We start from the raw sequence: 25,065 nt of genomic DNA, 5'->3' as shown, positions 1-25,065 counted from the left end.
CTGATTGGCTGCTTTTGTTAAGATGAGGCTCAATAGAACAAGATGTCTTCTAGATTCACAGATCCTTCTTATCAAAGATGTTTTTAACCGTTTAAAGATAATTACATTACATCAAGATTTGCAAGACGTATTTTCAAGCTTATCATGAATGCAGCGACACGATTATCTCGTAATAAATTTAATGAATCGATGTGCGCAAGAACTTTTTCCGAATAGAATGGAGTTCATCATGCTTCATAAATAACATAGTCCATATGTAAGTGCTCCCTAATTACCAGGGATCTGCTAAAAAGTTTTTCCTCCTAACCCATAATAAATATTAGGTGTTTGCAACTCATTTTTCTGTTTCAAGTCAGTGAGGTGTTGAATTGCCTGAATTTTTTGTGGGCCATAGTCCATTATCTTAAGCGATACTTGATCTGCGGAACCAATTCGCATTAATTGTGCCTCACAAAAATTTAAATTGTTCATTACCGGGCCTGTAAGGATAATTTTCTTATCTGAAGTCGTTTTTAAATTTAAACTTGAGTTGTTAAATTCCTCTGTTGCATCTTTTCTAGAGCATTTAATGGCACAAATAACGGATCGGGGCAATACACGATATGCCAATGCTTCATAAGCATAAAGCGGCCAACCTGCACGGGGCATTGAAAAATTAAAAAACTCATTGATATTTCTTGCCTGAACCGTTTGAAGTCCATTTAAATCAACAACAATTTCTTTATTGTCAGCTGGAGTATTGTGATTCCTTGATAAACTGACTTCCCCTTTTGAGCCGGCATATTCAATTTGCGTAAGATCGGGAAGCGCAATTGCATAAATATAAGTATCTTCATTATTGAGAGGAAAAATAGCCGCACTCTCAAATTTGGTACTCATACAGACGCAGACCGCGGGATCCGCATCCACAGCACGGTCATCAATACCTCGATCATTGACATACCCTCTATATTTAATTGCTTCTCTCCACCAATCTGCTTCAAACTCTTTAATTCTTGGAGAAAATCCTTCTTTAAAAATAAATTCTGGTGGTCGCTTATCCGATCGATAGTAAACTCGTCCTTGTGCATTTGATTCATTTTCTTTATTAAGAGTATTGGTAAAAAACATCACGATTCCTTGAGTTTAAATATAATGATTTTTGCCGTTCATAATGAGAATACGCTTAAATAATTATAACTACTAGCAAAAATCTCTTCTCGATGACCTATAAAAGTATCTCTCCAATTATGAACAATTGAAATTATATATTTGCTTGTTGAATAAAAATTTTACTTGGCTACAATATCAATTTTTTCGGGATAACCATCATGGGATTTTACTTTAATACATACAGACAAGAAGAAGGTGATAAAGCTTACAACGAACAAAGATACGAAGATGCCCTCACACATTACTCAGAAGCACTAAAAACATTGCATATGCATGCTGCTGCTCAAAAAGCCCGACACACTGATTTTTATGATGCATTGGTTTATGTACTCTCCGAAATTTTAACAACCAAATTGTTCATTATTCAGCGTGAAGCCCAAGATTCGAATTTTGCTGTTGTTGCAAACCATTGGCAGGATATTCCCGGTTTGTTGCATGAAATGGAACTTACTCATAAAGAGCATCTTAAAAAATCCAAGCACGCCTTTAGTAATAAAGAGAAAGTAATTTCGAAAGTCCGCTTATTACTCGCAAAAATTTGCGAAGAAGTGAGTGACGCGTTAGCGGATCAATTAGAAGAAGATGATGCTGAAGTATATCTTGAGCTACTTAAACAAGCCATTGAGTGGATGAAGCGAGGCATTCATTTTCAGGTAAAAACAGAGGGAACTACTAAGCTATCAAGCAGTCTGGGATATTTAAATTTACTTGAGCGCCTTTATAAAAAAACACAAGATGAAGCTCATATTCGAGTCATGTCCGAGTACATAAATGAACATAACCTTTTGGAAAGAACAATTAAATCGCCGTTGCGAAAACTCGAGCTACTCAGCTATGTCGCAAGAGTAGCACTTTTTAATCATCAAGATATTCATGAACTTACTCTTGAATGTAAGGCACTCTATGATTTAGTCCCTGAAGATGAAAGAGACAACCCCATCCTGGATGACCTCCAGAGTTTACTTGATCTAGCTCCTCAAAAAGAGAGAGAGGAAGATGAATATGAAGTAGAAAATGACGAGCCAGACGTTATGGATGATACACATTCTACATCAGGTTTTTTAGAAGAACTCTCGGATTATCCCATCACATTAGATAAGCTCGATGAGGATGTCTATCCTGTCGATATGTTGATGGACTTTCAAAGTTTAAGCTCTGAAACCACTGAGATGAGTACATTTAGCTCATCATCAATGGATACGATGCCTGCTGATCAGGTAATGACGCATAGCCCTTCGTTTAGCTTGCCATTTAGTGTTCAGGGTTTTGGCCCCGCGCCACAACCAACTTTTTTTAGCTCCCCTTCTCGAGCGCAATCATTAGAAGATGAACTCCCTCACAGTAGAGCTCTTCAGCTGGGGTTGGAAAAAATAACCGCCCACTCAGAAAATCCAAGATTTTTAGCAAATTTACTCTCTCTGGTAGCAGATTTCTTCCATAAATACAAAGCGCATTACGTTCAAAAGCAAAATGCGATTGTGTTAGCACATGATCTGTATCAAAAAGTATTCAAAATAGACCCTCAGCATCACAGAGCCAGGGAAAAATTGAAAGATATACGCACGCAACACCCAAGATTGATTGGCTCATATCAATTCTTTAGTAATCGACCTCAAAGTCCTATACCAACTGTTACTGCTAGAATTTCAGAAGCGAAACATTATTTTAATCAGGCACTTGAAGAGTTAACAATTGAGTTGGAAAGCCTATTAATGAATCAGCCGGCTAAAATTCGCATAACAATAGATGAATTAGCCTGCTTTATTTGCGAGCAGCTATCTAAAGGCGCAATCACCTCTACCCCTTGTCCTGAAATAGGCCAAATGTTGAAGAACGCTTTTGAAGAGGAGCTTAAGAATTCAATGCACTCAGCATCCGGGCCAGAAAGTTATTAGAGCTGTTCTACATTCATATTTTGGAGTGTAGCTCCAAAATACGAATCACTATGAATTTTGGCTGTAGGCTTTTACTTTATCTTTACCGGCCTGTTTCGCGGCGTAAAGAGCATGGTCAGCAGCCTTTATTATCTCATCAATAGTAGCACCATGTTTTGGTGCTTCTGCGACACCAATTGAAATAGTAATGTTATCCAGCGGATTGCCCTTAAAATATATAGATATAGTTTTTATCTTTTCACGAAGTGCATCCATTTTACTCACAGCATTGTTCAAAGTTGCATTCAACAATACAACAACAAATTCTTCGCCCCCGAAGCGAAAAGAAATATCACTTTCACGGAAATTATCCTTCAATAATTTCCCGATCGATTTAAGTACCTCATCTCCAGCTAAATGACTGTAAGTATCATTAAATTTCTTGAAGTTATCGATATCCAGCATCGCAACGCATAATGTATTTTTATCCCGAGCAATTCGAATTAATTCCCGCGATAAAATATCATTTAAATAACGTCGATTATATAAATTAGTTAATGGATCATGTAATGATAATTCACTCAATGATACGCGCAAATTAATATTAGCAATGGCAAGCTTCACAATATTACCAAATGAATTTGCCATGTCTTGTTGGTGTTGTGTTAATTTTTTACTTTTTGGTGCAAGTAGGTGGATAACACCGATTAATTCATTTTGAACCATGAGTGGTAATGCCATATACCCTCCTTGAGGAGCAGTCTTATAATGCGAGCAAGGAACTGATTTATTTGGATCATCAACCACGTTGGTAGTCGCTTCACGAATTGAAAAACAATCCATAGGAAGAAATGTCTTTGGCAGTAATTGTTCTTTTCCCCATTGAACTACAGTTTCCATTTGATTCACTCCCTTATTGTAAACTGACAAGCCGCCGCTTAAATCAGGAAATAAATCTTGTGCAATTAAACTGATTCGTGGATAAGCTTCTTCTGCTGTAATACAAATTTGCAACGAACGATTCAATCTATTTAATAAACTCTCATCATGCTCTAATAACTTCAATTCATTTAAAGTTTCCATCGTTTTCTCATTCAGCTCTCTCATTTTTTCTTCATTTTGAATACGATCACTGACGTCTTTCATTTGTACAATAAAATTAATCGGCTCCCCATGTTCATCACGAATTAACGTTGCACTGACCATCACCCAAATAATACTTCCATCTTTTCGAATATAACGTTTTTCCATATGTGAAATGCGCAACTCGCCTTGCAGAAGTTTATTCATGGCATCTTGAGTCATAGACACATCATCAGCATAAGTAATTTCGAGCATATTTTTACAAAATAATTCCTCACCACTGAACCCCAAAATCTCTTGCAGTGTACGATTAGCATGGATGCATTTACCTTCAGGTGAAACAATGGCCATTCCAATAGGTGCATTTTCAATAGTATTGCGAAAACTCTCTTCGCTGCGCCTTAAATCGGATAAAAGATTCGAGCTATATATTTCCAGATAAATTGATTTCATTAAAAAACGATTTACTGATGTGGTGCTATAAACCATGATAGAGGCATAAAGCAAAATCGCCATAAATAAAATTAACGATAATGAAGGGGTAATGGATACTGATAAAAAAATCAGGAGCAACCATATTGGCGCCATGAACGCAATATAAGCGTTGTGAATGGTTAGTAATTTAGCCGCAGGTGCTCCAAGCAGTCCAATCAGATAGACGAAAATACCCATGCGATGAAGAGGATCATCTATATAGAGAAATAACAAACCTCCTAAAGCCCATAAAATACCTGATAGGAAATTATTGATTATAAAATATTTTTTCCAAAAAGCGGGACGAAATAAACCATCTTCCTTTTTTTGCCTATAATAACGTAATAAAAAAAGCCCTCTTAATAATTGATTGAACACAAACATCAATAACACCCATGAGGCGAGCAGAAGTTTATTATTCACCTGCCCCCAAATGATTGAAGCAAAAATGATGGTTGCAAAAAAGTCCGCAATAACTAGAACATAAAATTTTTTATATGACTCGGTTATAAGCTTATTTTCTATTTCAGTGCTCGTAACACCCGGAAAGTCCATTAAAGAATCCTTCTGAAAAGTTCGGCAGCTTATTAAGATAATAGTATTTATTCGTGGAATATCCAGAATACTCCCCCCCCCAAAAAAACAAATCTTTACAATTTTGTTATATAAATTGACGATTATGAAATAATGCCTTACCTTGGATATAAAAAAAGAAAAGGATGCTCATTCTTACTGTGCATACAACAAATTCATATCTATTACAAAAGGAGCGCCTATGTTGATTAAATTGATGCTTGGGGTACGTCAGTTCCAAGATGGATCATTTAAGCAAATGGAAGACATGTTCAAGCAATTGAGTATAGGGCAAAACCCTGAAATTCTATTCATCACATGTTCTGATTCACGTTTACTGCCAAATCTTATGACACAAACAAAACCCGGCGATTTATTTGTCATTCGTAATGTAGGAAATATTATTCCTCCATCTCATGTCCCCTCAAGCGAAGCTGCAGGGCTTATGTTTGCCTTAAGTGAACTTCATAGCATCAAAGACATTATTATTTGTGGCCATTCGCACTGCGGTGCCATGAAGGGTTTATTAACTCCCAACCTCAATGAGCGCCTGCCTGAAGTTGCCTCATGGCTTAATCATTCACATTCTGTCTTAAAACAAATGAATGATTCTAAAGAATCTCATCTTGATGACTTCACTTTAAAATTACTTCAAGCTACCAAGCTAAACATTTTAACTCAGATGGAACATCTAAAATCATACCCATTAATTGCCGAAAAATTGAAACGTAGAGAACTCACTCTTCATGGATGGTTCTATGAGTTTGAAACAGGTGAAGTACTTGTTTATGAGTCTAGATTTAATGATTTTGTTCCACTTGAAAAAGCATTAGCTTTTGCCATTTCAACACGTCGAGATAAAATTATTGAACAGGTGGCAATGAAACATTTGGAACCCTATACCAATCCTCAGACAGCACATGAATATAAAGAGTTAATGCGGTTATTTTTGCTTCTTGAAAAGAATTTATTACCCATCTGGCAAACAATAAAAAAAGAAGTTACTCAAAAAGTATGGACGGAGTTGGGAGGATTATATTCCAGCATAGAAGATGTTGAATTCATCAATATGCTAGAGCAAGGTTCGCAGGTAAAACTGATGAATTTAAAAGATTTTCAAAAAAATATATCCGAATCAATTGGTTATCAGAACTATATCCGTAAGACAATGTATCATTCATTTTTTGCACCAATTCCTAAATCAACTCCAGATACATTCTGTAACTTTTTAAATTTTAATCATTAACTTGAAAAGACCAGAACTTTCTGGTCTTTACTCATAGTGTCTTTGAATCCTTCAAAAGGTTTTAATACTGACTCCAATTCTAACCAAGCTCCATATCTATTTAATTTACAAAATAAAAATTTTAGTCTAAATAATATTAACAAAGGGATTTTAATTTAGGTACTTATGAAAAAATGGTCTGGATTTATCATATCTTTGGTAGTGCTTATACTCGCAGCTTACTATTTCATTGGTTTAGCAATCAAAAGCACTCTAAACAAAAATATAGAATCAATACCTAAATCCTCTGCATTTAGTGTTCATCTTGATAAATACCATCGTGGCTGGTTTTCATCTCAGGCAATAGTAACCCTCAAGATGTATATTCCCGCTCAAAGTACAACAGATAAGAATGGAGTCACTAAAACAGAACCCCCCGTTGATTTGAATATGGATGTACCTATTCTCATCAAACACGGACCTTTTATAAAGACACCTAATGGCGTACGTTTTGGATTAGGTCTGATTACAACGCAACCTGAAACACATTATGAAGCCTTTATAAATTATCTGAATAAAACTGTTTTCAGATACACGCTTCCTTCCTTTTCTCTGGAAGGCAAGATTGGACAAAATGAGGGAGACTTTCAGCTCAATTGGCAAGGTTTAACTTCTTTGCTCTGCGTTTCTTCTAATCTTAATCATATCGATGGTAATTTAAGGCTTTGGGGATTAAACGGCGAAGCCAATAATTCGACTAGCACTCAAAGTAAAGTAACCTTCAAGATTGGAGAAGTCGGCTATGATTATGAATTTAAACGACACCAAGAATGGTTATGGCTTGGACAAACTCGTTTTGATATTCCTTCTGTTGCTATCGATCTAGCTGGTACAAAAAACTTTGAGCTTACTGGATTTAATTTCTCGGCTCGCTCTGATGTTAGTGATAATGCGCTGAACATCGACTTTAAACTGTCATTGCAAAAACTATTTACTAATAATCAGAATTATGGACCAGGCATTTTACACTTGAATTTTAGAAATCTGGATCCAGCAATTGTAGCTAAAATCAATCAACAAGAATTCAATATGATTCAAAATAATAGCGACCCTAATCTGGCGATGGCTGCATTCGCAACAGAATTACCCCAACTCCTTGCCAAAGGAGCGGTATTAGAGCTTTCGGAAATGACCCTGAACTTACCAGGCGGGAAAATTATAGGAAATTTTAAACTATCAGTACCTAAAGGCGAAGCAAATGATCTATCTCAGGTAATGCAAAAGATGCAAGGTGAAGGCTACTTTAGGGCACCGATAGCTACAATAAAGGAACTGATGACTGAATCGATAAAAAGTGATCTCGCCAACAATACCGAAACCAGTCCAGAGACCCAAGTAACTTCACCCGGCTCAACGAACCCAACACAAATCTTATCTAATCCTGACAATCAGGCTGCAAACAAAGCAGAAAAAATATTACAAAATCTTGTCAGCAAAGGCTTTTTAAAGGTTGAGGGTAACGATTATGTCTTTACCTTCAAATTAGAAAACCAAAAGATTACTGTGAATGGTCAGCCATTCAATTACACAATGTTGGAATAATTTCTGCCTCATTACATTCAACAGCCCCTATCAGACATCGATACGGGGCTGATAATGTTTTACATCATAGACAAACTTTTAGGGTTAGAATAGTTTTGATCGGGTCGCTTAGCATAGGCATCTACAAGCTCAGTCAAGAAACCAACCTTCTCAGACATAGACAAATCGGATGCTAAAACCGCTTCTGTGATACCTGCAAATATTTGCGTCAACGGGGGTGCAGAAGGATTTGAGTTTGGTTGACACTTCCTAGAGGGGGTATCCTGCTGAAAAGCATGATTAATTCCACGAACTATCGAAGAAGAAATAGCCTCTCTTTGAGGTACAACCGCCAAAGCACTCCCCTCCTCTTCTTTTTCATTACTTGATGATATTGTTTTAATAAATTCATGCTCACGATGAAGTGATGGTTCCATAGGTCCTTTCTTAGAAGCGAAAAAAGCAATGTTATTACGAACTATTGTTTCTTTTATAGGCGTGTTTTCATGGCTTCTTTTAAAGTTAACTTCTAGCCAATTGACCAAACGAGAAGGATTTTCCACATGAAGACAAAATTTATTATGAGTACATTCTTTTTTAATACTCTCACCTTTTTCAATGCGAGCAATATGATTTTCAACCACAAAATATTCTCTTGTTGCTTCAAACGGAGGTAAGATAGTACCTGGATAGATGATAAAATTATAGCCTAATCTAGCCGCTAACAGCATAATAGAAGGACTTTCCTCGGTAAGGTAACCTTGAGAACGATGAAGCCATACCCTGGCATCCTCTCCATCGTGGGAGTGACGAGCCATAAACTCAGCGCTTGTTTTGTCAATTGTTACCCTAAGCCCCTCTACCGAACTATAAAGTGGTATTATTTCTTTTAAATCTTTATCAAAATTATTTTGAGTCACCCAATCATGCCAACGCACTATTTCAAAATTCTTTCCTTTGTCCTCAGCTAATTTATTGATAATCTCAATTTTTTCATCCATTGTCGCAGTAGGATAACTATTATTAAAACTATCTCGAGTCAATCCCAAAGGAGCTAAAAATGCACCAAGATTACCCTCTAAATATAATTCCCCCAAATCCATGGACTGCCTTTTAAGAGTCGTCTCATTTTCATTGGATGAAGGTCCTTCCTTAAGATTATGCCAATAAATTTCATCAGCAACTAAAAATGTGGCCTTCCCCTTAACTCCAGCATAATCAGAACCAGTTTGATGCATAGCAACAGCTTGTTGCACAATGGCTTCTAAAAACTCACCAGCACAATACTCATTTCCTTTAATACTTAAAAGAATTAAATCTTTTGTAGTTTTCAATGAAGAAAAACGACTTTTACTGTTATCTTTTGAATCAAAACTTGCGGTAATAATTTTGCCGTCTTTCGGACCTCTGACTTTTGGCATCTAATATTTCCTCAGCGTTATTTTCTATTACTTCTGTACGTTAACAATTCGCACAACTAATAAAAAGTTATTTAAATCATAACGTTACGCACTTAAATTAATTTTTTTGATTTTAAAAATCAACCAATTTTCAATGTTCAATCAAAAATATAGACATAGTATAATTCATTTTGAAAAAAAAATAACCACTTTTTTTATAAATAGTTTATAATATTTTTACTAATTATCTACAGAAGACAGATAATTTTTGGATGGTTTACTATACACTTTACGTGTCAGTCCATTAACATACTGTCGATAAAAAATATTTTTACTGAATTAGCTCAGTTATTAAGTCATTTTATATGGTGAAAAATGGATTCTGAAAAAATTAAAGAATTACACGAAATAATTAATCAAAAGAATGAAAAAATTCGTCAATTAACTCTATCTCTAGAAGATGAAAAACTAAAATTTAAAAATGAATTACAAGCTGCTCATGATTATTATGAAAATATAATTGCCTTAATGCCAGGACATGTTTACTGGCTTGATAAGAATAATGTTTTTTTGGGTTGTAACGATCTGCAAGCAAAAAGCGCGCATTTACAGTCAAGAAAAGAAATTGTTGGAAAAACAAACTACGATATGCCATGGAAAGATCAAGCAGAAATATTAAATAAACTTAATAAATTAGTTATGGAAACTGGCATACCTCATACTGCAGAAGAATATGCTGTCAAAGCAGAAGGAATGGGTATTTACCATTCCCAAAAAGTTCCTTTACGCAATCAAAGGGATGAGATTATTGGTGTTTTGGGTATCTCACTGGACATTACAGAACACAAAAAAATGGAAGCTGCTTTGCGTCGCGCCAAGGAAAATGCTGAAGTTGCAAACCAGGCGAAAACTGAATTTATTGAAAATATGAGCCATGATATTCATACCCCATTAAGTGGTATTGTTGGGATGTCACGACTTTTGGAAGAGAAAGCAGAAGATCCTGAAAGAAAACAATATGCGCGTTGGATTCATGAAAGTGGTGAACAATTATTGGATTTATTAAATGGTGTAATGGAAATCGTTGCTGCAGATAATCTCAGAGAGAATGATGTCCATGAGGAACTATTCGAATTACGCAAAAATATTAAAGATATTGCGTATCTTGTACAACCTACTCTGGAAATGAAAAAAATTAAACTGAATATCGAAATTGATGATACAGCACCAAATAGCTTTATCACTGATGGTACGAAATTACATCGAGTTTTATTAAATCTAGTGGGAAATGCAATTAGATTCACTGATAAGGGTATTGTAACAATTAAAGTGGAGACACTTTCACATGAAAATAGCTATGCGCAACTCCGATTCAGTGTGATAGATACAGGAATTGGCATACCTCCAGAGTTAAAGGGTAAAATTTTTGATCGATTCTTCCGCGCTACACCTTCTTACAAAAGACAGCACGGTGGTTATGGTGTTGGCCTGCATGTCGCACAAAAATATTTAAGCCTTCTGGGTGGAGAAATAAATCTAGAAAGTGAAGTAGGAAAAGGCTCTACTTTCTATTTTACCCTCACAATGAAAATTGGGTATAACGAGAACCATACTCTCGCTTATAATGAAACAAATGCAGTGAAGAAAGAAACAGGATCTCATGCGCCGCTTATTCTTCTCGTAGAAGATAACATCATTTCCCTTCACATGATTGAAAATGTTGTAGAACAAGCAGGATATCAATTTTATTCGGCAATCGATGGCGAACATGCTTTAGAGTTGTTAGAAACAAATGATTTTGACTTAATCATTACTGATATAGGTATAGCCGGCATTTCAGATAAAAACCTCGTTCAGTGTGTCCGTGATATGGAAAAACAAGCTCAGAAAACTCCTGTACCGATTATCGGCCTAACTACCAATACTTCTGCGGCTAAAAATAACTCAATGCGCTCAGAAATGAATAAAATATTAACAAAACCCATTCATTTAAAAATGCTACAGGAAGTAGTTGATGGACTCAATTTAGTACCGTCAAAAAAAGAAAAATAATTTTGGGCAAGAAATCTTTTATCGTACCCTGGGCGACGCCCAGGGTACGATATTTATGGAGTTTCAAAATAATTAGTGTCTAAAGGATAACAAACCCAAGTCAAAGTTGAGCCGTTGTAATTCACTTCAAGTGTCGTAGTATTCAAAGCAGATAGCTCCGGTTGCTTGTCTATATAGCATACCTGCCGCGCTCCATTTAAACTCACATAGTAATAAGATGTAGTTGATTTATAATCATTAGGTACAAAGTATACATCTCCTTGTTTTTCCAAGATAATTGGAGTCCCGGTAATTACAATTTTGTTAGCATACGAAACTGCATCGAGCATCGTAAGCGAAAAAATAATTAATAATAACTTTTTCATAATAATTTCGCTCCTTGAAATGATTTGAACGATCCTGATTAAGTATAGAACAATAATATTCACTTAATTTCATTGCATTACGATTACTGAGCGAAATCGAGCTTTATTAGACATCATATCATCAAAGGCTTGTTCCGCTTGAGCAAGTGGATACTGTTGAATCATGGGACGGATACCTGTTAATGCACAAAATTGCAATGTTTCCTCTATGTCAATCGCACTTCCAGATGACCAGCCCTTAATCGAGCGATTACCCCCAATAAGCTGAGTTGATATGACTTCTATTGGATCATTAGAAGCCCCTACAATAAGAAGTTCTCCCTTATTTCCCAGAGCATTAATTAAAGGGGTAATTGATTTTCCACTAGGAGCAGTTGCCAAAATGACTCGGGCACCACCTAATTTTTGTAATTCGACCACGACATCGTGAACATCAGAGTTTAAATAAATATGAGCACCTAACTTTTTAGCCAGTGATTCCTTGTCAACTCCCGAAGAAAGGGCAACCGTTTTAAATCCCATTTTGTTTGCAAATTGAATCGCCAAATGCCCCAGGCCCCCTACCCCCTGTATTGCAACTAATTCACCGGCACGGGCAACGCTATTTCGTAGCGCATTAAAAGTTGTTATACCTGCACACATTAATGGTGCAGCTTCGGCAAAAGAGAGTTCATCGGGAATCGCAGCAAGAGCCTCAACTGGAGCTATCATATATTGTGCATATCCTCCATCATAATGTAATCCTGTAATTTGATGGTTTTCACATAGAATAAAGTCGCCATGTCGACAAGGAAGACATTGTCCGCAACGAGCCCCTGCCCAACCTACTCCAACACGCTGACCTGGTTTCCATTTTGTAATACTCGTCCCAACCTCATCGATTACCCCAGCTACTTCATGGCCTGGAATTCTTGGAAATTGAAGATTGGGCCATAAATTTTCTTTCACAAATACATCTGAATGACATACACCACATGCTTCAACTTTAATTCGTACTTGATTTACTGCCGGCATCACCAAGTTTTTTTCAACAGTTTCCCATTGTCCTGATTTATTCACTTGTACTGCCTTCATTGTTTTCATTGCTCATATCCTTATGTAAGTCAATAATAGATGTAGAAACGTACATACTCTAAAATCAACTGGTTCAATCCACTATCCTGATTTTAGACAATTCGTGCAAGATTTCACGGTGAATATTTATTTTGTTAATTATAGCAATTGCGATTATTCCCAGAATTTGACAAAAAATTGAGTGCATGTTTTGAGATGTTTTACACATTGAGAACGATTATAATTTTTTAACCGCTGCAGGGATAACAGCAGCCTAACTTGAATTAAAGGAATATTATGAATACTCTGGATTGGCTAACAAAACTCATCGCATTTGATACTACCTCACGCAATTCCAATTTATCGCTAATAGAAACGATCGCTAATGCATTAAATGATTATCATATTGATTCCATTTTAATCCATGACGATAAAGGCCTTAAAGCAAATTTACTTGCTTCCATCCCAGATCGCCATGGGCAACTCCATGGTGGTCTTATTTTATCCGGCCATACGGATGTAGTACCTATTGATGGACAAGCCTGGGACAGTAATCCATTTCAAGCAACGATTAAAGACGAAAAAATATATGGCAGAGGTACTTGTGATATGAAAGGTTTCATTGCCGTAGTTATGAGCCTGGTTCCACAACTGAAAGCACTTAATCTCGATTTCCCAATACATTTTGCTTTTTCTTATGATGAAGAAGTCGGCTGCATTGGTGCACCACGCCTTATTGAGAAAATGATGAAGTTAAATTATAAACCCAAGGCGTGCATTGTAGGTGAACCAACCTCAATGCAGCCGGTGATTGGGCATAAAGGCATACAATGCTATCGCTGCCAAATTCACGGAGTCGCTGCTCACTCATCACTAACGCCTCAAGGGTGTAATGCGATAGAACATGCTGCATCATTTATTACTTATCTGCGCAACATGGCGCATCAGTTTAAATTGCAAGGACATCATGATGCATCTTATGATGTGCCCTACACTACAATTTCCACCAACCTCATTCAGGGGGGAATCGCGTATAATACAATTCCTAGTTTGTGTGAATTTGTATTTGAAATTAGAAACTTAGTTTCAGATAACCCAGAACAGCTACATCAAAAAATACTGGATTACCTGGATGCCCAACTACTTCCTGCTCTGCACAAGGAACAATTAAACACAAACGTGATTCTGGAACGACTTGCTAAGGCACCTGGATTGGATACACCGTTATCTGAACCAATTGTGCGTGCTGCCCAGTCAATTTGTCAGAATGAAAAACAATTAAAAGTCGCTTATGCCACCGAAGCAGGATTATTCCAACAAGCAGAAATACCCACTATTGTTTGTGGCCCAGGTAGTATTGAACAAGCTCATCGTGCTAATGAATTCGTTACGCTTGAACAATTAGATCGTTGTGATCAATTTATACTCAATATGGTACAATCACCATTTCTTAGAAATGCTGAATGAAAAAATAGTTACGGCTCCTAGTTCAGTACCAATAAAATGAGAAAATAAAATGATAATCCTCTATATCCCATTCCATGAGAATAATGATCTCATTGTCCGTGCAATCCATTGGAAAAATACCCTTAAAGATCAAAAAATACTCATCTTACAACACGGTAATCCAATTGATTATGACTTACTGAATCAGGAACACCTCAACATCTATATCCTCGCTCATGGTGTTAATCATTTATTGGAACATTTTCGTCTGACCAGCAATTATCCTGTTACCAGTCAAACGACCTGTCTTGGTGTTAATCAAATAGCAGATCGTTTTAACTCTGATTTTGTCCATTTACATTTTAGAGTTAGAAATATAAAGCTTTATTTTTGCAATAATCAAGGAAATCAGAAAGCGATAGCAGAACTGTTCCACAAAAATCTGGTCTTATTTGATGCGTCCATTAATTACTATGCCGGGACAGTTTTTAGTCCTTCAAACAATAATAAAAAGTATTCACTTTATCATGGCCAATGGTATAGAAGCTCAAGGGTACGAAAAACCTTACGCATGGAAACCTACCTCGATTCAGTTGAGAAAATGGATATTAAGACATTAACGATGCATAATTTTTTTTCAGATGCCAAACAAAAGCACATTGATGCTTACTTTCAAAGCAGAAAAAAAGCATATCATGAACAATTGATGCAAATGAGGAAAATAAAGACGAGCCATCAAGAACAGAATAGAGATGAGATGAAAGACAAAAAAAATGACAACGTTCCCTCACTTCTTTGCCAGCAAAGATATTGATATCAAATTTCAAAAAACCAATATGGACAATATTCGTCATAATTGATCAATTATGTACACAGTGATAATATTGCAGACACTAATTGATCCATTCTATTAAAAAATGAAAGATTGGTTAAAACTCTTTTTTGCAAAAAATGACGCTATACTCTTAACACTAAATGGCAAAACATTTAAAAAATCAGATTGTCAATGGTTAGGTGGTGGGGCTGAGAAAGATGTGTATCAAATTAAAGGGACAAACCAATGTTTTTTTATTCCCCATAGAATTGATCGAGAGGTAGTATGGGGTGAAAAAATACACACGAGTGAAGATTTTTGGAATAGTAAAATTGAAGGGGAAAAGTTTTTACTCGATCAAATCAGTGCATTAGGCTTAAAAACACAACGATTCGAAATCTTACCCCTAAAAATTGAAGATCCAGGAAAATCTACCTATACCCTTAATGTTCTTGTTACAAAAGATTTTAATAGCCTATGCGAAGAAGAGTCTCTTGTCATTTATAATAGAAAAGGAGAGCAAACAATCATTGGTAATCCTCCTAATTTCTTTGCGATGAAAGAACAATTCAAGGAGAAATATTTTGCTCAAAAAGTAATAAAAAAAATTATAACCGAATATGCAATTGCATTCACATTCACATTACCAACAAGCATTCTATATGTTCTTGATGACAGTGAACATTTTTGTTTTGAATTACCCAAGGACGCTACAGAACCTCCCGTTGCACGATATATGTTTTGGGATGTTTTATCTGATTTTCATGGGGTAGGTATTCCTATAGTTCCCACATTAAATGAGTTAAAGTTCGGTTCAAGAGAAGAACATCCAAACAGTTCTTCTCAAGCTCCTCTTAAAGGATTAATCAACCTTGCTTATCAGGTTGCGTCTCCCATAGTTAAAATGAGCTCCCCTCAAATCGCAGATTTCAATGTGGATTCTTTAGCAGTAGATCTGCTCGCCGCTTTAAACGACGATGATATTCTCAATGAAGCCTTGGTCCATGCAAGAAAATTAGCCTCCAAATTCATTAATAACCTATTAAAAGAAAATGAGCATAATAAAATAGATAATGAAGACTTTATTCTATTAATGCAATCTGTTATTTCGATAGGTGAATTTGATTTATTCCTACGCGCCTTTCAAGTATTTGAGCATCCTGCTGATATGCCTCAAGAAGACGTTGATAAAATTATAGCTATCGCCAAAAAATATAAGGCCCAACCCATCATTGACTATCTGAATATTCATCTTGTTGAAGAAAAAGCAAATAGAGAAGCAGAAAGAAATATTCGTCTTGCCCAAGAGAAAGCCAAAAATGAAGCAGAAAAAGTAGAAGCAGAAGAAAAACACCGCAAAGAATCTGAACAATTGAAGAACGATTTTTTGCAATGCTACGATGAAAAACTGACCGATGACAAAAGCGCTTGGTGTGGTATTTATTCGTTTTTTGCTAAAAGTTATGTTAATAAAAATATGAGTTTAAAACAATTGGTGGAACATGCTCAAGGACGTTCTATGCATGGTAATGGCAAACGTAGTAAAGAAATCATGAAAACAATGGGTTGGTTGGATGAAAATAATGAAATAACAGATAAAATAAGCCGTTACATCATGTAAAGCACATTTTTTAGTATGCAACCTATAACTGAGATCCGCACACGCCACAATGCCATCGTCTTTAAACCAAAGACATTTAATTAAGATTCACCAAAGATTATTTGGCGATAGGTAGTCATGGACTACTATGACTCACATAAAAAAATTTGACAATAATCTCCTATAATTAATATATCTTAAGCTGGAAAAGTTTCAATGAAGCATTCTCAGTTAATCAATATTGCCCACCGTCTCGGCTATACCTCAATTTCCGACAGAGGATTATGCAAGGGCTTTACTGCAATGTGGACCCAGGCCGTATGCTGTGGAGATTTGAACACATTCAATCGAAGATTGGGAATTCTCCAAACATATGCTGATATGCCAGATGATCTGTTAAAGAGAATTAATCAAGTACGTGATATGATAAAACAAGGGGTGCAAATCAATAACAATCTAGAAGCTTTAGTTGAGATTCCAGCATTATTCGATAACATCACCTTCTATTTAAAACCCTATGTGGCAAAGGAGGCACTGGGAGGTAAGTTCCTGGGCCAGCATCATGAAATGGAAGTAAGTCAATATATACAATCTAAAAAATTGGAAGATCTTGGTGGTCTTGATCTCGCTTTCCGTACTACCGACCAATATACGCGTGCAGAATTAACCTCTTACCTTAAAAACATAAGTGATAAACTTAAAGACCGAACTGATGTTGCAATTAATTTCGGTGCAAATTCACACTCTGTGGCTGTTCGTGTCCTTGGAAATGATGAATTTCAACTGATCGATACCAATCATTTGGATAAGATGGGGAGAAAATATACTAGCGAAGAACTCGCAAAAGAATTAAATAGTTCTTTTATAAATGACTCTTGGCAGGACTGGTTCACTGAACCGGAACCACTTGTTCTTTCTACCTCAATTTTTACTAACCAAAACAATCCTCTGGATCTCGAAGAATTAAGGGCTACTAGCTCCATAACCCATGTAGTCACTGACAAGAGTAACTTTTCTTTATTAAGAACGGCGGCTCAAACCAACGATGTAGCAGTAATAAAGCGCATCGATTTCCAACATTCCAATCTGAATCTGGATCTGGCCCTTGGCGAAGCTTTGTCTACCGCCGCAGCGATAGATAGTGTTGATGCGGCTAAATATTTGCTTACAATCCCAGGAATGAATGTGAATAAACCCCAACATCCAATCTCTGCAATTTTTAACGCCATCTTGAACAAAAATTTCGACCTTGCCAAGGACATTTCACAACACCCATCTTTTGATCCGAATAATACTTTTGCGTTGGGAAATGTACTCCACTGCCTTGCCAATGTACAAAATTCCACTCCAGAAACCCTTTTGTTTGCGCAAGATTTTTTTCAAAACTATCCCAACGTTGATATCAACAAAAAAAATAGTATGGGTAATACCCCGCTTTATGAGGCCTGTGTTACAGGAAACATTGAATTAGCAAAACTGCTTATAGAAAATGGCGCGAAAATAGACGAACTCAATGCAAATAATCACAGCGCGCTTCATGGAGCCGCATTAAGCGGCAATTCAGACTTAATCGAATTGCTTTTGAATGAAGGATTAGATTGTAACCAGGCTAATAGCAGTAATGAAACTCCGTTGCATTTCGCCTGCTTAAGCGGCAAAAAAGATGCCGTGGAAAAACTTCTTGCTCATTCTGCAAGTTGTAATATACGCTCCGAGAGAGGTTTTACTCCCTTGGATTTAGCTTGCCTCAATGATCACCACGAATTAATCCCATCGTTATTAGGCAGAACAAAACTAACAAGAAAAGAAATTGAACCTGATTCTCCGTTAGCTCGATTAATCCCATGCTGTAATAAAAATGTTCAAAATGATTTTCTAAAAAAAGCTCTAAATACCTATATTGATGATCGAAAATCAGGTCCAGAATATTTGAATTTTTTAAATTTAGGCATCCACAGAGATCAAAAAGTTGCTGCAGCACGAGCTCTTCTTGCTTCTTTAGATGGAGCTGAACTCGATCTAAAATCACATCAAGAGGCATTGACTAATGGAGTCCTTAGTTCTCTTTATGCGCTTTATAGGGATCAGAAAATGTCACCTGCAATGGCACCAACTTCTGCTGATAATTTGCCTGAAATTGACCTACAGATACCTCTATCATCTAAAGGAAACAGTATACGAATATGCATTTCTGAGATTCCTCAAGATGATCTAGGCAGAGAGCCTATTGATCAATCTTCCATAAATGAAACCTCTCAAACGTCTTTACCTCTAAAATCAAAGACAAATTAAAATTCACAACGAAGATTTTGCAGTAGATAGTCATAGAATTTTTATGATTATTTTCTGCAAGCATAACTCACATGAATAGGCACAACAGTTCAGCCAGTCTTAAAACTGTCTGGTTAAATAAAAATCCATGATCCTTAAATTTTTCTTGAGATTATCAAAGCAAGTTAGTAAAAAGTTGATAGGCCGTATAGGGTTCGAACCTATGACCAAGAGATTAAGAGTCTCCTGCTCTACCAGCTGAGCTAACGGCCCATTTGAATGATAACAGTTAACATTTGTAATCGATTGTTAACTGTTAAAATAGTAGCTGATATCGAGAAATTTTCCAACTATTTGACCAACTGCCTTGAAGTAAAATTCATGGCAGTTGCAAAATCTTGATATTTTGAGGATTGGATAATCACCTTAACTTAGGGATTCTACAGGGTAAAGTTTTTTTACAGTGCTTTTTTCTCGATATGCTAGAAGTAGAAAACCGATAACGCCTATAGCTAGGGTCGCAGGGATAACGCCAATTCCATATACAAAAGCTCCGGCTTCACGAATGCCGCCATTCACATTGATTACAAAGCCTATAATTGTATGGAACGCATAACCAAAAATCATGATGATCATATTAGCAATTGCCGTAGTGAGGCCTGCAAGGTGCTCTGGAACATAAGTAGAAACTTTATAAATAGCCAGAATCTGATAAGCACAACACATACCGACCAATATAAAAGATATCGTGATACTGGATACGTTTAACATGCCTCCAACAAGTGCCGTAAAAACCACACACATGGTTATTCCTGCGGCGGTGATTGTTCCCAGGTAATATCCTGATTTTTCTGCAATCAGACTTAAAACTGGGGAGCCAAAACACATACCAATAAAAATCATTGAAGGTAAGTAGTTTGCTGTTGATGTATTCAAACCATATACCTGTTTTAAAAAGCCAGAACCCCATACATCAGAAAAACCTTCCAGAGGACCAAGCATTAATCCTGCAAAACAGCACATCAAAATGACTTTCTTGTTGGTAAAAACCGTTTTGATATTGGCAAGGACAGATGTGTGATAAGTAGGCTTCTCATCTGGGACAATAAAATAAGTCACGCATGCAAGCACGAGGCCAATCGCGATAAATACTTCAATGACCATTTTATAACCCACCGCATTGCACATATAACTCACTGGACCGCCACCATAAACAGCACCGATGAGTCCTATCATCACTGAAAAACTAAGCATTCGAGAAAAGTGTTCCTCTTTAAATGTCATACGTATAATTTTAAATGTGCCCAAAATTGCAGCTGATGATCCAATGCCAATAAGTGCCCTTCCTATGAGAGGATACATCCAATGATCAGCAAAAATAAGCGGCAGCAAACCAAGAACAGGAAGTAGAATGCATAAAGTCATTACTTTTCTTGGGCCAAAACGATCCAACATAATCCCAATTGGCAAATGCATTAAAGAGTAGCCAAGATAATAAACACCAGAAAATTGCCCAAATTCCGTCGCATCAATATGAAATTTCGACGTAATATCATCCATCATGATATTGGGCATCACTCTTAGAACATATTGGTATGCGTAAAATATTGATGCAATAAGCCACACAAACCAGGCAACAACACGTGATGTAGACATAAAAATCCTCGAAAACAAGCAGCTAATATACGCATATTGATTACAACCTATGCATTAGAAAACATTTTAATGCATTTGTTTTGAAATTTTATTGCAAATATAGGGTTTTATTTTAATTATTTAGATTTTAATTTTAATTTAATAACAATTTTTGAATTAAAATGCTAATATTTAAAATATTCATGTTATTTTTAAAAAATTATGGACCGTACAGACAAGAAAATATTAGACATTCTTCAATCAAATTGTCAAATTAACAATCAAGAACTTGCAGATATGGTAGCGTTATCCCCTTCTCCTTGCCTTCGTCGCGTCAAATTGTTGGAAGATAATGGCTATATTAAGAAAAAAGTTGCTCTTCTTGAACCCGAAAAATTGGGTTTAAAGTTATCTGTGATTGTTTTAGTTGGATTAAATAGTCATCAGCCTGCAGTCATGAGTCAATTTGAAGAAGCAGTTCGTTTTCTTCCTGAAGTAGTTCAGTGTTATTTAATTACAGGCCAATCTGCAGATTACGTTTTAAAAGTAATCGTGCCCGATCTAAACGCATACCAATTGTTCTTATTAGACAAACTGACACGAATCAATGGGGTTACTAGTGTTCAATCAAGCTTTATACTAAGAACCATTTGTGAAACAACTACACTTCCGCTAGACCATCTCGATTAAGTGGATTGTTTTTCCCCATTTTCTCCAACACAAGTTCTTATTCTATTGATTTCAATTAATTTTTATTTATATTAATAAATCCCTCTTGAGTTTGGCGAATAAAAAAAGTAAGGTATTGCGTCAATCTTACAGGAGTGAATTATGACATTGAAGTTTTTACCATTAGTTTTAGCCGGATTTTGTGTTGTAAATACAGTTTATTCTACTTCCGCCCCTCTTCCCAAATACATTGATAAAGATGGACCTGTTTGTACCAGTATGCTTTGTGCTTTTAAAAACCCTGGTGGTCTTTATGTAAGCGGTACTGGTTATTACGTGCAACCAAGCGAAACAGGCCTTGGATTAGTCACTGACAGCTGGTTATTTAATGTCCCTGGTGGCGCTCAAGCTGAAAGCAAACCATTTGATCCCCATTATCAATGGGCTGGCAGCGTATCTGTTGGTTATGATATACCAATGTCTGCAAATAATATTGAAGTCAATTATCTCTATTTAAAGAATAAAACACACGCAATAAATACTTTTGCCAACGGATCAGCTTTATTTGGAAGCATCTTATTCCCTGATGCTTTTATCCCTAGAGACTTTCTTCCTACCTTAGTCAGTGATGCTTATTTAACTTACAGAGTAGATCAAGCCGATATTCGTGCCGGCAGGAAATACAGCGATACCTCCGGGGTGTTTAAAATACGTCCCTCACTAGGGGTTCGTTATGCACAAATTAAGCATAACTTATCTTTTGCAGCACCAGGACAGGTTACAAGCAAATTTAGTGGTGCTGGTCCTTTATTCAGCCTTGATGGCCATTACGAATTGGGCCATGGCTTTGGTTTGCTTGGTTATTTTGATTACGCGCTTATGGCCGGTTCCATGCAGTCATTCTCAGAGGTTTTTCTAGGCAATAACTTTAGTTTTAATTGGCCTAAACGTAACCGTGTTGTGAATAACATCACCGGCAAGATTGGATTGGACTATACCCACGCACTTACGAATACAGCAACATGGACTGCTGCAGTCGGATATCAAATTAGTGAATATCTAAGCGCAATGGACACGCTAAGAGGGTTTACTGGTCTTACAGCAGGTCCAACGGGTGTAGCCAATTTAGGTCCTCAACGTATTGCAGGTAATGAGACAAATAACTTCTCGTTCCAGGGATTGTTTTTGAGCCTTACTTTACACGCCTAAAACGCATCATTAATACTGTCTTTTGAGTAATCCTGGTATTTACTCATAAAGACAGTACGTTGCTCCATTCACTTTTCTATGATCGAATTTTCTTTATTTCCTTAATCAATTGAAAATAAAAATTCTCTTGGAATTCGCTTTACTCATATTTCCAAGGTATATAATTTAAGGTAATACTTATTTCAGAGCTTATTGATTATATTTAAAAAAAATAGCAGGTAGCAGGTAGTTTCGCTGACATAAACCGCATACTTGTCATTGACTAAAAGGAAACAACAGATGACAAAAACAGTCGATTATTTACTTCTTGGTGGCGGCCTTGCTTCAGCACTTACCGCCGATACGTTGAGAAAAGAAGGCGCTACTGGCAGCATTACCATGCTATCAGATGAGCCTTACCTTCCCTACCTGCGCCCTCAGCTGGCCAGAGGATACTTGACTGGAAAGCGCAAAAAAGAACAATTCACTATATTCAATGAGAGTTACTATAAAAAAAATGATATTGATGTTTTGCTCAACACAAACGCTTTGTCCGTTGATCCCAAAAACAAAATTGTCAGAACAGACCATGCTGGAAATTTTTATTTTAAGCAATTGCTTATTGCTTCAGGCTGCGCCCCTAGAAGAGTTGACCTGCCTGGAAGCAAACTCGATAAAATCTATTATCTTAAAACGCTCCTTGATGCACAGCCACTTATTAATGAAATAGAACATGCAAAAAATGCAGTTATCGTGGGAGGAAGTTATATTGGCATTGAGATCGCATCTTTATTGATTAAAAAAAATCTAAAAGTAACCATCATCGCAGAAGAGTTCCATTTGTATAATGTAAGTTCTTCTGCTGAGGTAGCTGCTTTTATATCCAACAATGGGGTTGAAGTACTTCTTCATGAAACAATAAAACAATTTAATGGTAAAAAGCATGTTCAATCCGTAGAAACAAATACAGGAAAAATTCTAGCGTGTGACTTTGTAGTCATTACCGATAAATACTTCCCTGTTACAGAATTCCTTCAAGACAGTGGAATTCAAATCGATGATGGCATTGTTGTCGATCAATACCTGCAAACCAATAAAGAAGGGATTTACGCTGCCGGTGATGTTGCTAATTTTTACGATCCAGTATTTAGGAGATGTCACCGAAATGGAGGAGTAGATAACGCCATCAAACAAGGAAAAATTGCAGCATTAAATATGATGGGAATGAGAAAAAGCTACATCAGCGCCTCTTATTTTAATCTTCACGCATTTGATAATTACATTGTAATAATCGGTGATACAGTTGATGCCACGGAACGAATAGTAAGAGGTTCAATTGAAGAAAAAAACTGTGCCTTGTTTTATCTAAAAGATGGATTGTTGCAAGGTGCCTTTTTTTCTGGACGCCCTATAGAAGAAATTAAAGCGGCAGAATCACTGATTATCAACCGAGTTAATATAGAACCTCATAAGAAAAAGCTTGTTGATATTAACTTCTCTCTCGAAAAAATTGCAATTCAAACCATCCTTACCCTGCAAGGAGGGGGAGCTCTTGGTGCTTTTGAGTGCGGCGTTGTTAAAGCAATGGAGGAACATGGAATTTACCCGGATATTGTTTCTGGAATTTCTATAGGTGCATTTAATTCGGCAATTATTGCCGGAAATCCCAAACATGCTACCGAAGCCTTGGAGGGCTTTTGGAATGATCTCGCTCTGGATATTAGTGTCTCCGATGAACAAGCTCGACGTCTTCTCTCTTCCTGGCATGCTATGATTTGGGGGGCGCCCAACTTTTTCCTTCCAAGATGGGCTATGCCAGTTTTTAGTGCAGATCAATTACCAATTCACTGGACAAGTTTTTACGATACTTCATATGTTAAAGATCTCTTACGCAAATATATCGATTTTGATAAGTTAAAAGACAGTCCCGTCCGCCTGCTGGTGATGGCAGTTAACGTTGAAACATCTGAATTTGAAACCTTTGACAGTTATACGGATGACATCACTCCCGATCATATACTTGCCAGTGGAAGCCTGCCTCCGGGATTTCCATGGACAACAATTAATAATAAGCATTACTGGGATGGTGGAATCATAACCAACACCCCAATTGATTCAACACTTGATGTCTGTGGCCGAGCCAACAAAAAGATCTATATCGTTGAGCTTTATTCAAGAAATCGCCCCCTCCCTAAAAATATGATTGAAGTTCTTTCAAGAAAAGATGAGATTTTATTTTCAGAAAAAATAAGAAAAGACATACATACAACTGATCTTATCAATAACTACAAAAAACTAATTGAACAGATTTTGAATCATTGTGAGCCCAATATAGCTGATGAGATAAGGCAATTCCCCACTTATATTCAAACAATGGGTGACCCAGGCATACAATCCATCACCAGAATTATACGTGAAGTAGGCAAAAATGAACCTTATGCATGGGATTCTGATTTTTCAAGAGAAACTATAGAACAACATAAGAAAAATGGTTATAAAACCATGAAGAACATATTAAAAAAAGAAGCCTTGGCAAAGCGTACAAAATAAATTAGGATTCCAACGGTTGTGCCAATAAACCCTAATCGTCATCATTAAAAATTACTGATG

Annotated in this window: 17 protein-coding genes and 1 tRNA gene; 11 read left to right on the top strand and 7 right to left on the bottom strand. The window is 36.5% G+C overall.

Going from position 1 to position 25,065, the window contains the following annotated elements; all coding sequences use genetic code 11:
- Nucleotides 1–285 precede the first annotated feature (285 nt).
- Nucleotides 286–1,110 (bottom strand): hypothetical protein, encoded by an 825-nt coding sequence (locus tag BW930_RS06940; RefSeq protein ID WP_058468690.1) that lies wholly within the window; start codon nucleotides 1,108–1,110, stop codon nucleotides 286–288.
- Between the two features lie 200 nt (nucleotides 1,111–1,310).
- Between BW930_RS06940 and BW930_RS06935 the strand changes: the two genes are divergently transcribed.
- Nucleotides 1,311–3,047: a hypothetical protein gene (locus tag BW930_RS06935; protein WP_058468689.1), complete on the top strand. Its 1,737-nt coding sequence runs from the start codon at nucleotides 1,311–1,313 to the stop codon at nucleotides 3,045–3,047.
- Nucleotides 3,048–3,095: 48 nt separating this feature from the next.
- Here the strand turns inward: BW930_RS06935 and BW930_RS06930 are convergent, their stop codons facing one another.
- The gene (locus BW930_RS06930) at nucleotides 3,096–5,138 is read right to left on the bottom strand and encodes a GGDEF domain-containing protein (RefSeq protein WP_058468688.1); all 2,043 of its coding nucleotides are present in this window, start codon (nucleotides 5,136–5,138) and stop codon (nucleotides 3,096–3,098) included.
- 220 nt (nucleotides 5,139–5,358) lie between these two features.
- Between BW930_RS06930 and BW930_RS06925 the strand changes: the two genes are divergently transcribed.
- Nucleotides 5,359–6,402 carry a carbonic anhydrase gene (locus tag BW930_RS06925; RefSeq protein WP_058468687.1) on the top strand — a complete coding sequence of 348 codons (1,044 nt, stop codon included), beginning with the start codon at nucleotides 5,359–5,361 and terminating at the stop codon, nucleotides 6,400–6,402.
- A 165-nt stretch (nucleotides 6,403–6,567) separates the two neighbouring features.
- Nucleotides 6,568–7,983, top strand: coding sequence for a YdgA family protein (locus BW930_RS06920; RefSeq protein ID WP_058468686.1), 1,416 nt, complete (start codon nucleotides 6,568–6,570; stop codon nucleotides 7,981–7,983).
- 59 nt (nucleotides 7,984–8,042) lie between these two features.
- Here the strand turns inward: BW930_RS06920 and BW930_RS06915 are convergent, their stop codons facing one another.
- The gene (locus tag BW930_RS06915) at nucleotides 8,043–9,296 is read right to left on the bottom strand and encodes a hypothetical protein (RefSeq protein WP_131756855.1); all 1,254 of its coding nucleotides are present in this window, start codon (nucleotides 9,294–9,296) and stop codon (nucleotides 8,043–8,045) included.
- A gap of 441 nt (nucleotides 9,297–9,737) precedes the next feature.
- On the opposite strand from BW930_RS06915, the gene BW930_RS06910 reads away from it, so the two are divergent.
- On the top strand, nucleotides 9,738–11,414 hold the full coding sequence (locus BW930_RS06910; protein WP_058468684.1) for an ATP-binding protein: 1,677 nt from the start codon (nucleotides 9,738–9,740) through the stop codon (nucleotides 11,412–11,414).
- Between the two features lie 53 nt (nucleotides 11,415–11,467).
- Here the strand turns inward: BW930_RS06910 and BW930_RS06905 are convergent, their stop codons facing one another.
- Both BW930_RS06905 and BW930_RS06900 read right to left on the bottom strand, forming a co-directional pair.
- Nucleotides 11,468–11,779, bottom strand: coding sequence for a hypothetical protein (locus BW930_RS06905; protein ID WP_058468683.1), 312 nt, complete (start codon nucleotides 11,777–11,779; stop codon nucleotides 11,468–11,470).
- 69 nt (nucleotides 11,780–11,848) lie between these two features.
- On the bottom strand, nucleotides 11,849–12,862 hold the full coding sequence (locus BW930_RS06900; RefSeq protein ID WP_058468682.1) for an alcohol dehydrogenase: 1,014 nt from the start codon (nucleotides 12,860–12,862) through the stop codon (nucleotides 11,849–11,851).
- Nucleotides 12,863–13,129: 267 nt separating this feature from the next.
- On the opposite strand from BW930_RS06900, the gene argE reads away from it, so the two are divergent.
- The 4 genes from argE (at nucleotide 13,130) to BW930_RS06880 (ending at nucleotide 18,984) form a co-directional block, all read left to right on the top strand.
- Complete coding sequence (argE, locus tag BW930_RS06895; protein WP_058468681.1) at nucleotides 13,130–14,299, top strand: acetylornithine deacetylase; 1,170 nt, start codon at nucleotides 13,130–13,132, stop codon at nucleotides 14,297–14,299.
- A gap of 49 nt (nucleotides 14,300–14,348) precedes the next feature.
- A complete protein-coding gene (locus BW930_RS06890; protein ID WP_058468680.1) occupies nucleotides 14,349–15,092 on the top strand; it encodes a hypothetical protein in 744 nt (247 codons plus the stop codon).
- A gap of 103 nt (nucleotides 15,093–15,195) precedes the next feature.
- Nucleotides 15,196–16,713 carry a hypothetical protein gene (locus BW930_RS06885; RefSeq protein ID WP_058468679.1) on the top strand — a complete coding sequence of 506 codons (1,518 nt, stop codon included), beginning with the start codon at nucleotides 15,196–15,198 and terminating at the stop codon, nucleotides 16,711–16,713.
- Between the two features lie 195 nt (nucleotides 16,714–16,908).
- Nucleotides 16,909–18,984 carry an ankyrin repeat domain-containing protein gene (locus tag BW930_RS06880; protein ID WP_058468678.1) on the top strand — a complete coding sequence of 692 codons (2,076 nt, stop codon included), beginning with the start codon at nucleotides 16,909–16,911 and terminating at the stop codon, nucleotides 18,982–18,984.
- Between the two features lie 179 nt (nucleotides 18,985–19,163).
- Here BW930_RS06880 and BW930_RS06875 read toward each other — a convergent pair.
- A tRNA-Lys gene (locus BW930_RS06875) sits at nucleotides 19,164–19,236 on the bottom strand.
- Between the two features lie 153 nt (nucleotides 19,237–19,389).
- Complete coding sequence (locus BW930_RS06870; protein WP_058468677.1) at nucleotides 19,390–20,619, bottom strand: MFS transporter; 1,230 nt, start codon at nucleotides 20,617–20,619, stop codon at nucleotides 19,390–19,392.
- A 201-nt stretch (nucleotides 20,620–20,820) separates the two neighbouring features.
- Between BW930_RS06870 and BW930_RS06865 the strand changes: the two genes are divergently transcribed.
- The 3 genes from BW930_RS06865 to BW930_RS06855 all read left to right on the top strand — a co-directional run bounded on the left by BW930_RS06865 (nucleotide 20,821) and on the right by BW930_RS06855 (nucleotide 25,005).
- Nucleotides 20,821–21,288 (top strand): Lrp/AsnC family transcriptional regulator, encoded by a 468-nt coding sequence (locus BW930_RS06865; RefSeq protein WP_058468676.1) that lies wholly within the window; start codon nucleotides 20,821–20,823, stop codon nucleotides 21,286–21,288.
- 141 nt (nucleotides 21,289–21,429) lie between these two features.
- Nucleotides 21,430–22,476, top strand: coding sequence for an Lpg1974 family pore-forming outer membrane protein (locus BW930_RS06860; protein WP_058468675.1), 1,047 nt, complete (start codon nucleotides 21,430–21,432; stop codon nucleotides 22,474–22,476).
- Nucleotides 22,477–22,755: 279 nt separating this feature from the next.
- Nucleotides 22,756–25,005, top strand: coding sequence for an FAD-dependent oxidoreductase (locus tag BW930_RS06855; protein ID WP_058468674.1), 2,250 nt, complete (start codon nucleotides 22,756–22,758; stop codon nucleotides 25,003–25,005).
- Nucleotides 25,006–25,065: the final 60 nt, after the last annotated feature.

The sequence above is a fragment of the Fluoribacter gormanii genome, from assembly GCF_900156395.1.
GTDB lineage: Bacteria > Pseudomonadota > Gammaproteobacteria > Legionellales > Legionellaceae > Legionella > Legionella gormanii.
Note: the sequence above shows the minus strand (reverse complement) of the source record. Positions and strands in the feature narration are given on the sequence as shown.

Bases quoted from the DNA above. Each gene is read 5' to 3' on its own strand.
- BW930_RS06940 (WP_058468690.1), bottom strand. From the start codon at position 1,110: ATGTTTTTTACCAATACTCTTAATAAAGAAAATGAATCAAATGCACAA.
- BW930_RS06935 (WP_058468689.1), top strand. From the start codon at position 1,311: ATGGGATTTTACTTTAATACATACAGACAAGAAGAAGGTGATAAAGCT.
- BW930_RS06930 (WP_058468688.1), bottom strand. From the start codon at position 5,138: ATGGACTTTCCGGGTGTTACGAGCACTGAAATAGAAAATAAGCTTATA.
- BW930_RS06925 (WP_058468687.1), top strand. From the start codon at position 5,359: ATGTTGATTAAATTGATGCTTGGGGTACGTCAGTTCCAAGATGGATCA.
- BW930_RS06920 (WP_058468686.1), top strand. From the start codon at position 6,568: ATGAAAAAATGGTCTGGATTTATCATATCTTTGGTAGTGCTTATACTC.
- BW930_RS06910 (WP_058468684.1), top strand. From the start codon at position 9,738: ATGGATTCTGAAAAAATTAAAGAATTACACGAAATAATTAATCAAAAG.
- BW930_RS06905 (WP_058468683.1), bottom strand. From the start codon at position 11,779: ATGAAAAAGTTATTATTAATTATTTTTTCGCTTACGATGCTCGATGCA.
- BW930_RS06900 (WP_058468682.1), bottom strand. From the start codon at position 12,862: ATGAAAACAATGAAGGCAGTACAAGTGAATAAATCAGGACAATGGGAA.
- argE (WP_058468681.1), top strand. From the start codon at position 13,130: ATGAATACTCTGGATTGGCTAACAAAACTCATCGCATTTGATACTACC.
- BW930_RS06890 (WP_058468680.1), top strand. From the start codon at position 14,349: ATGATAATCCTCTATATCCCATTCCATGAGAATAATGATCTCATTGTC.
- BW930_RS06885 (WP_058468679.1), top strand. From the start codon at position 15,196: ATGAAAGATTGGTTAAAACTCTTTTTTGCAAAAAATGACGCTATACTC.
- BW930_RS06880 (WP_058468678.1), top strand. From the start codon at position 16,909: ATGAAGCATTCTCAGTTAATCAATATTGCCCACCGTCTCGGCTATACC.
- BW930_RS06870 (WP_058468677.1), bottom strand. From the start codon at position 20,619: ATGTCTACATCACGTGTTGTTGCCTGGTTTGTGTGGCTTATTGCATCA.
- BW930_RS06865 (WP_058468676.1), top strand. From the start codon at position 20,821: ATGGACCGTACAGACAAGAAAATATTAGACATTCTTCAATCAAATTGT.
- BW930_RS06860 (WP_058468675.1), top strand. From the start codon at position 21,430: ATGACATTGAAGTTTTTACCATTAGTTTTAGCCGGATTTTGTGTTGTA.
- BW930_RS06855 (WP_058468674.1), top strand. From the start codon at position 22,756: ATGACAAAAACAGTCGATTATTTACTTCTTGGTGGCGGCCTTGCTTCA.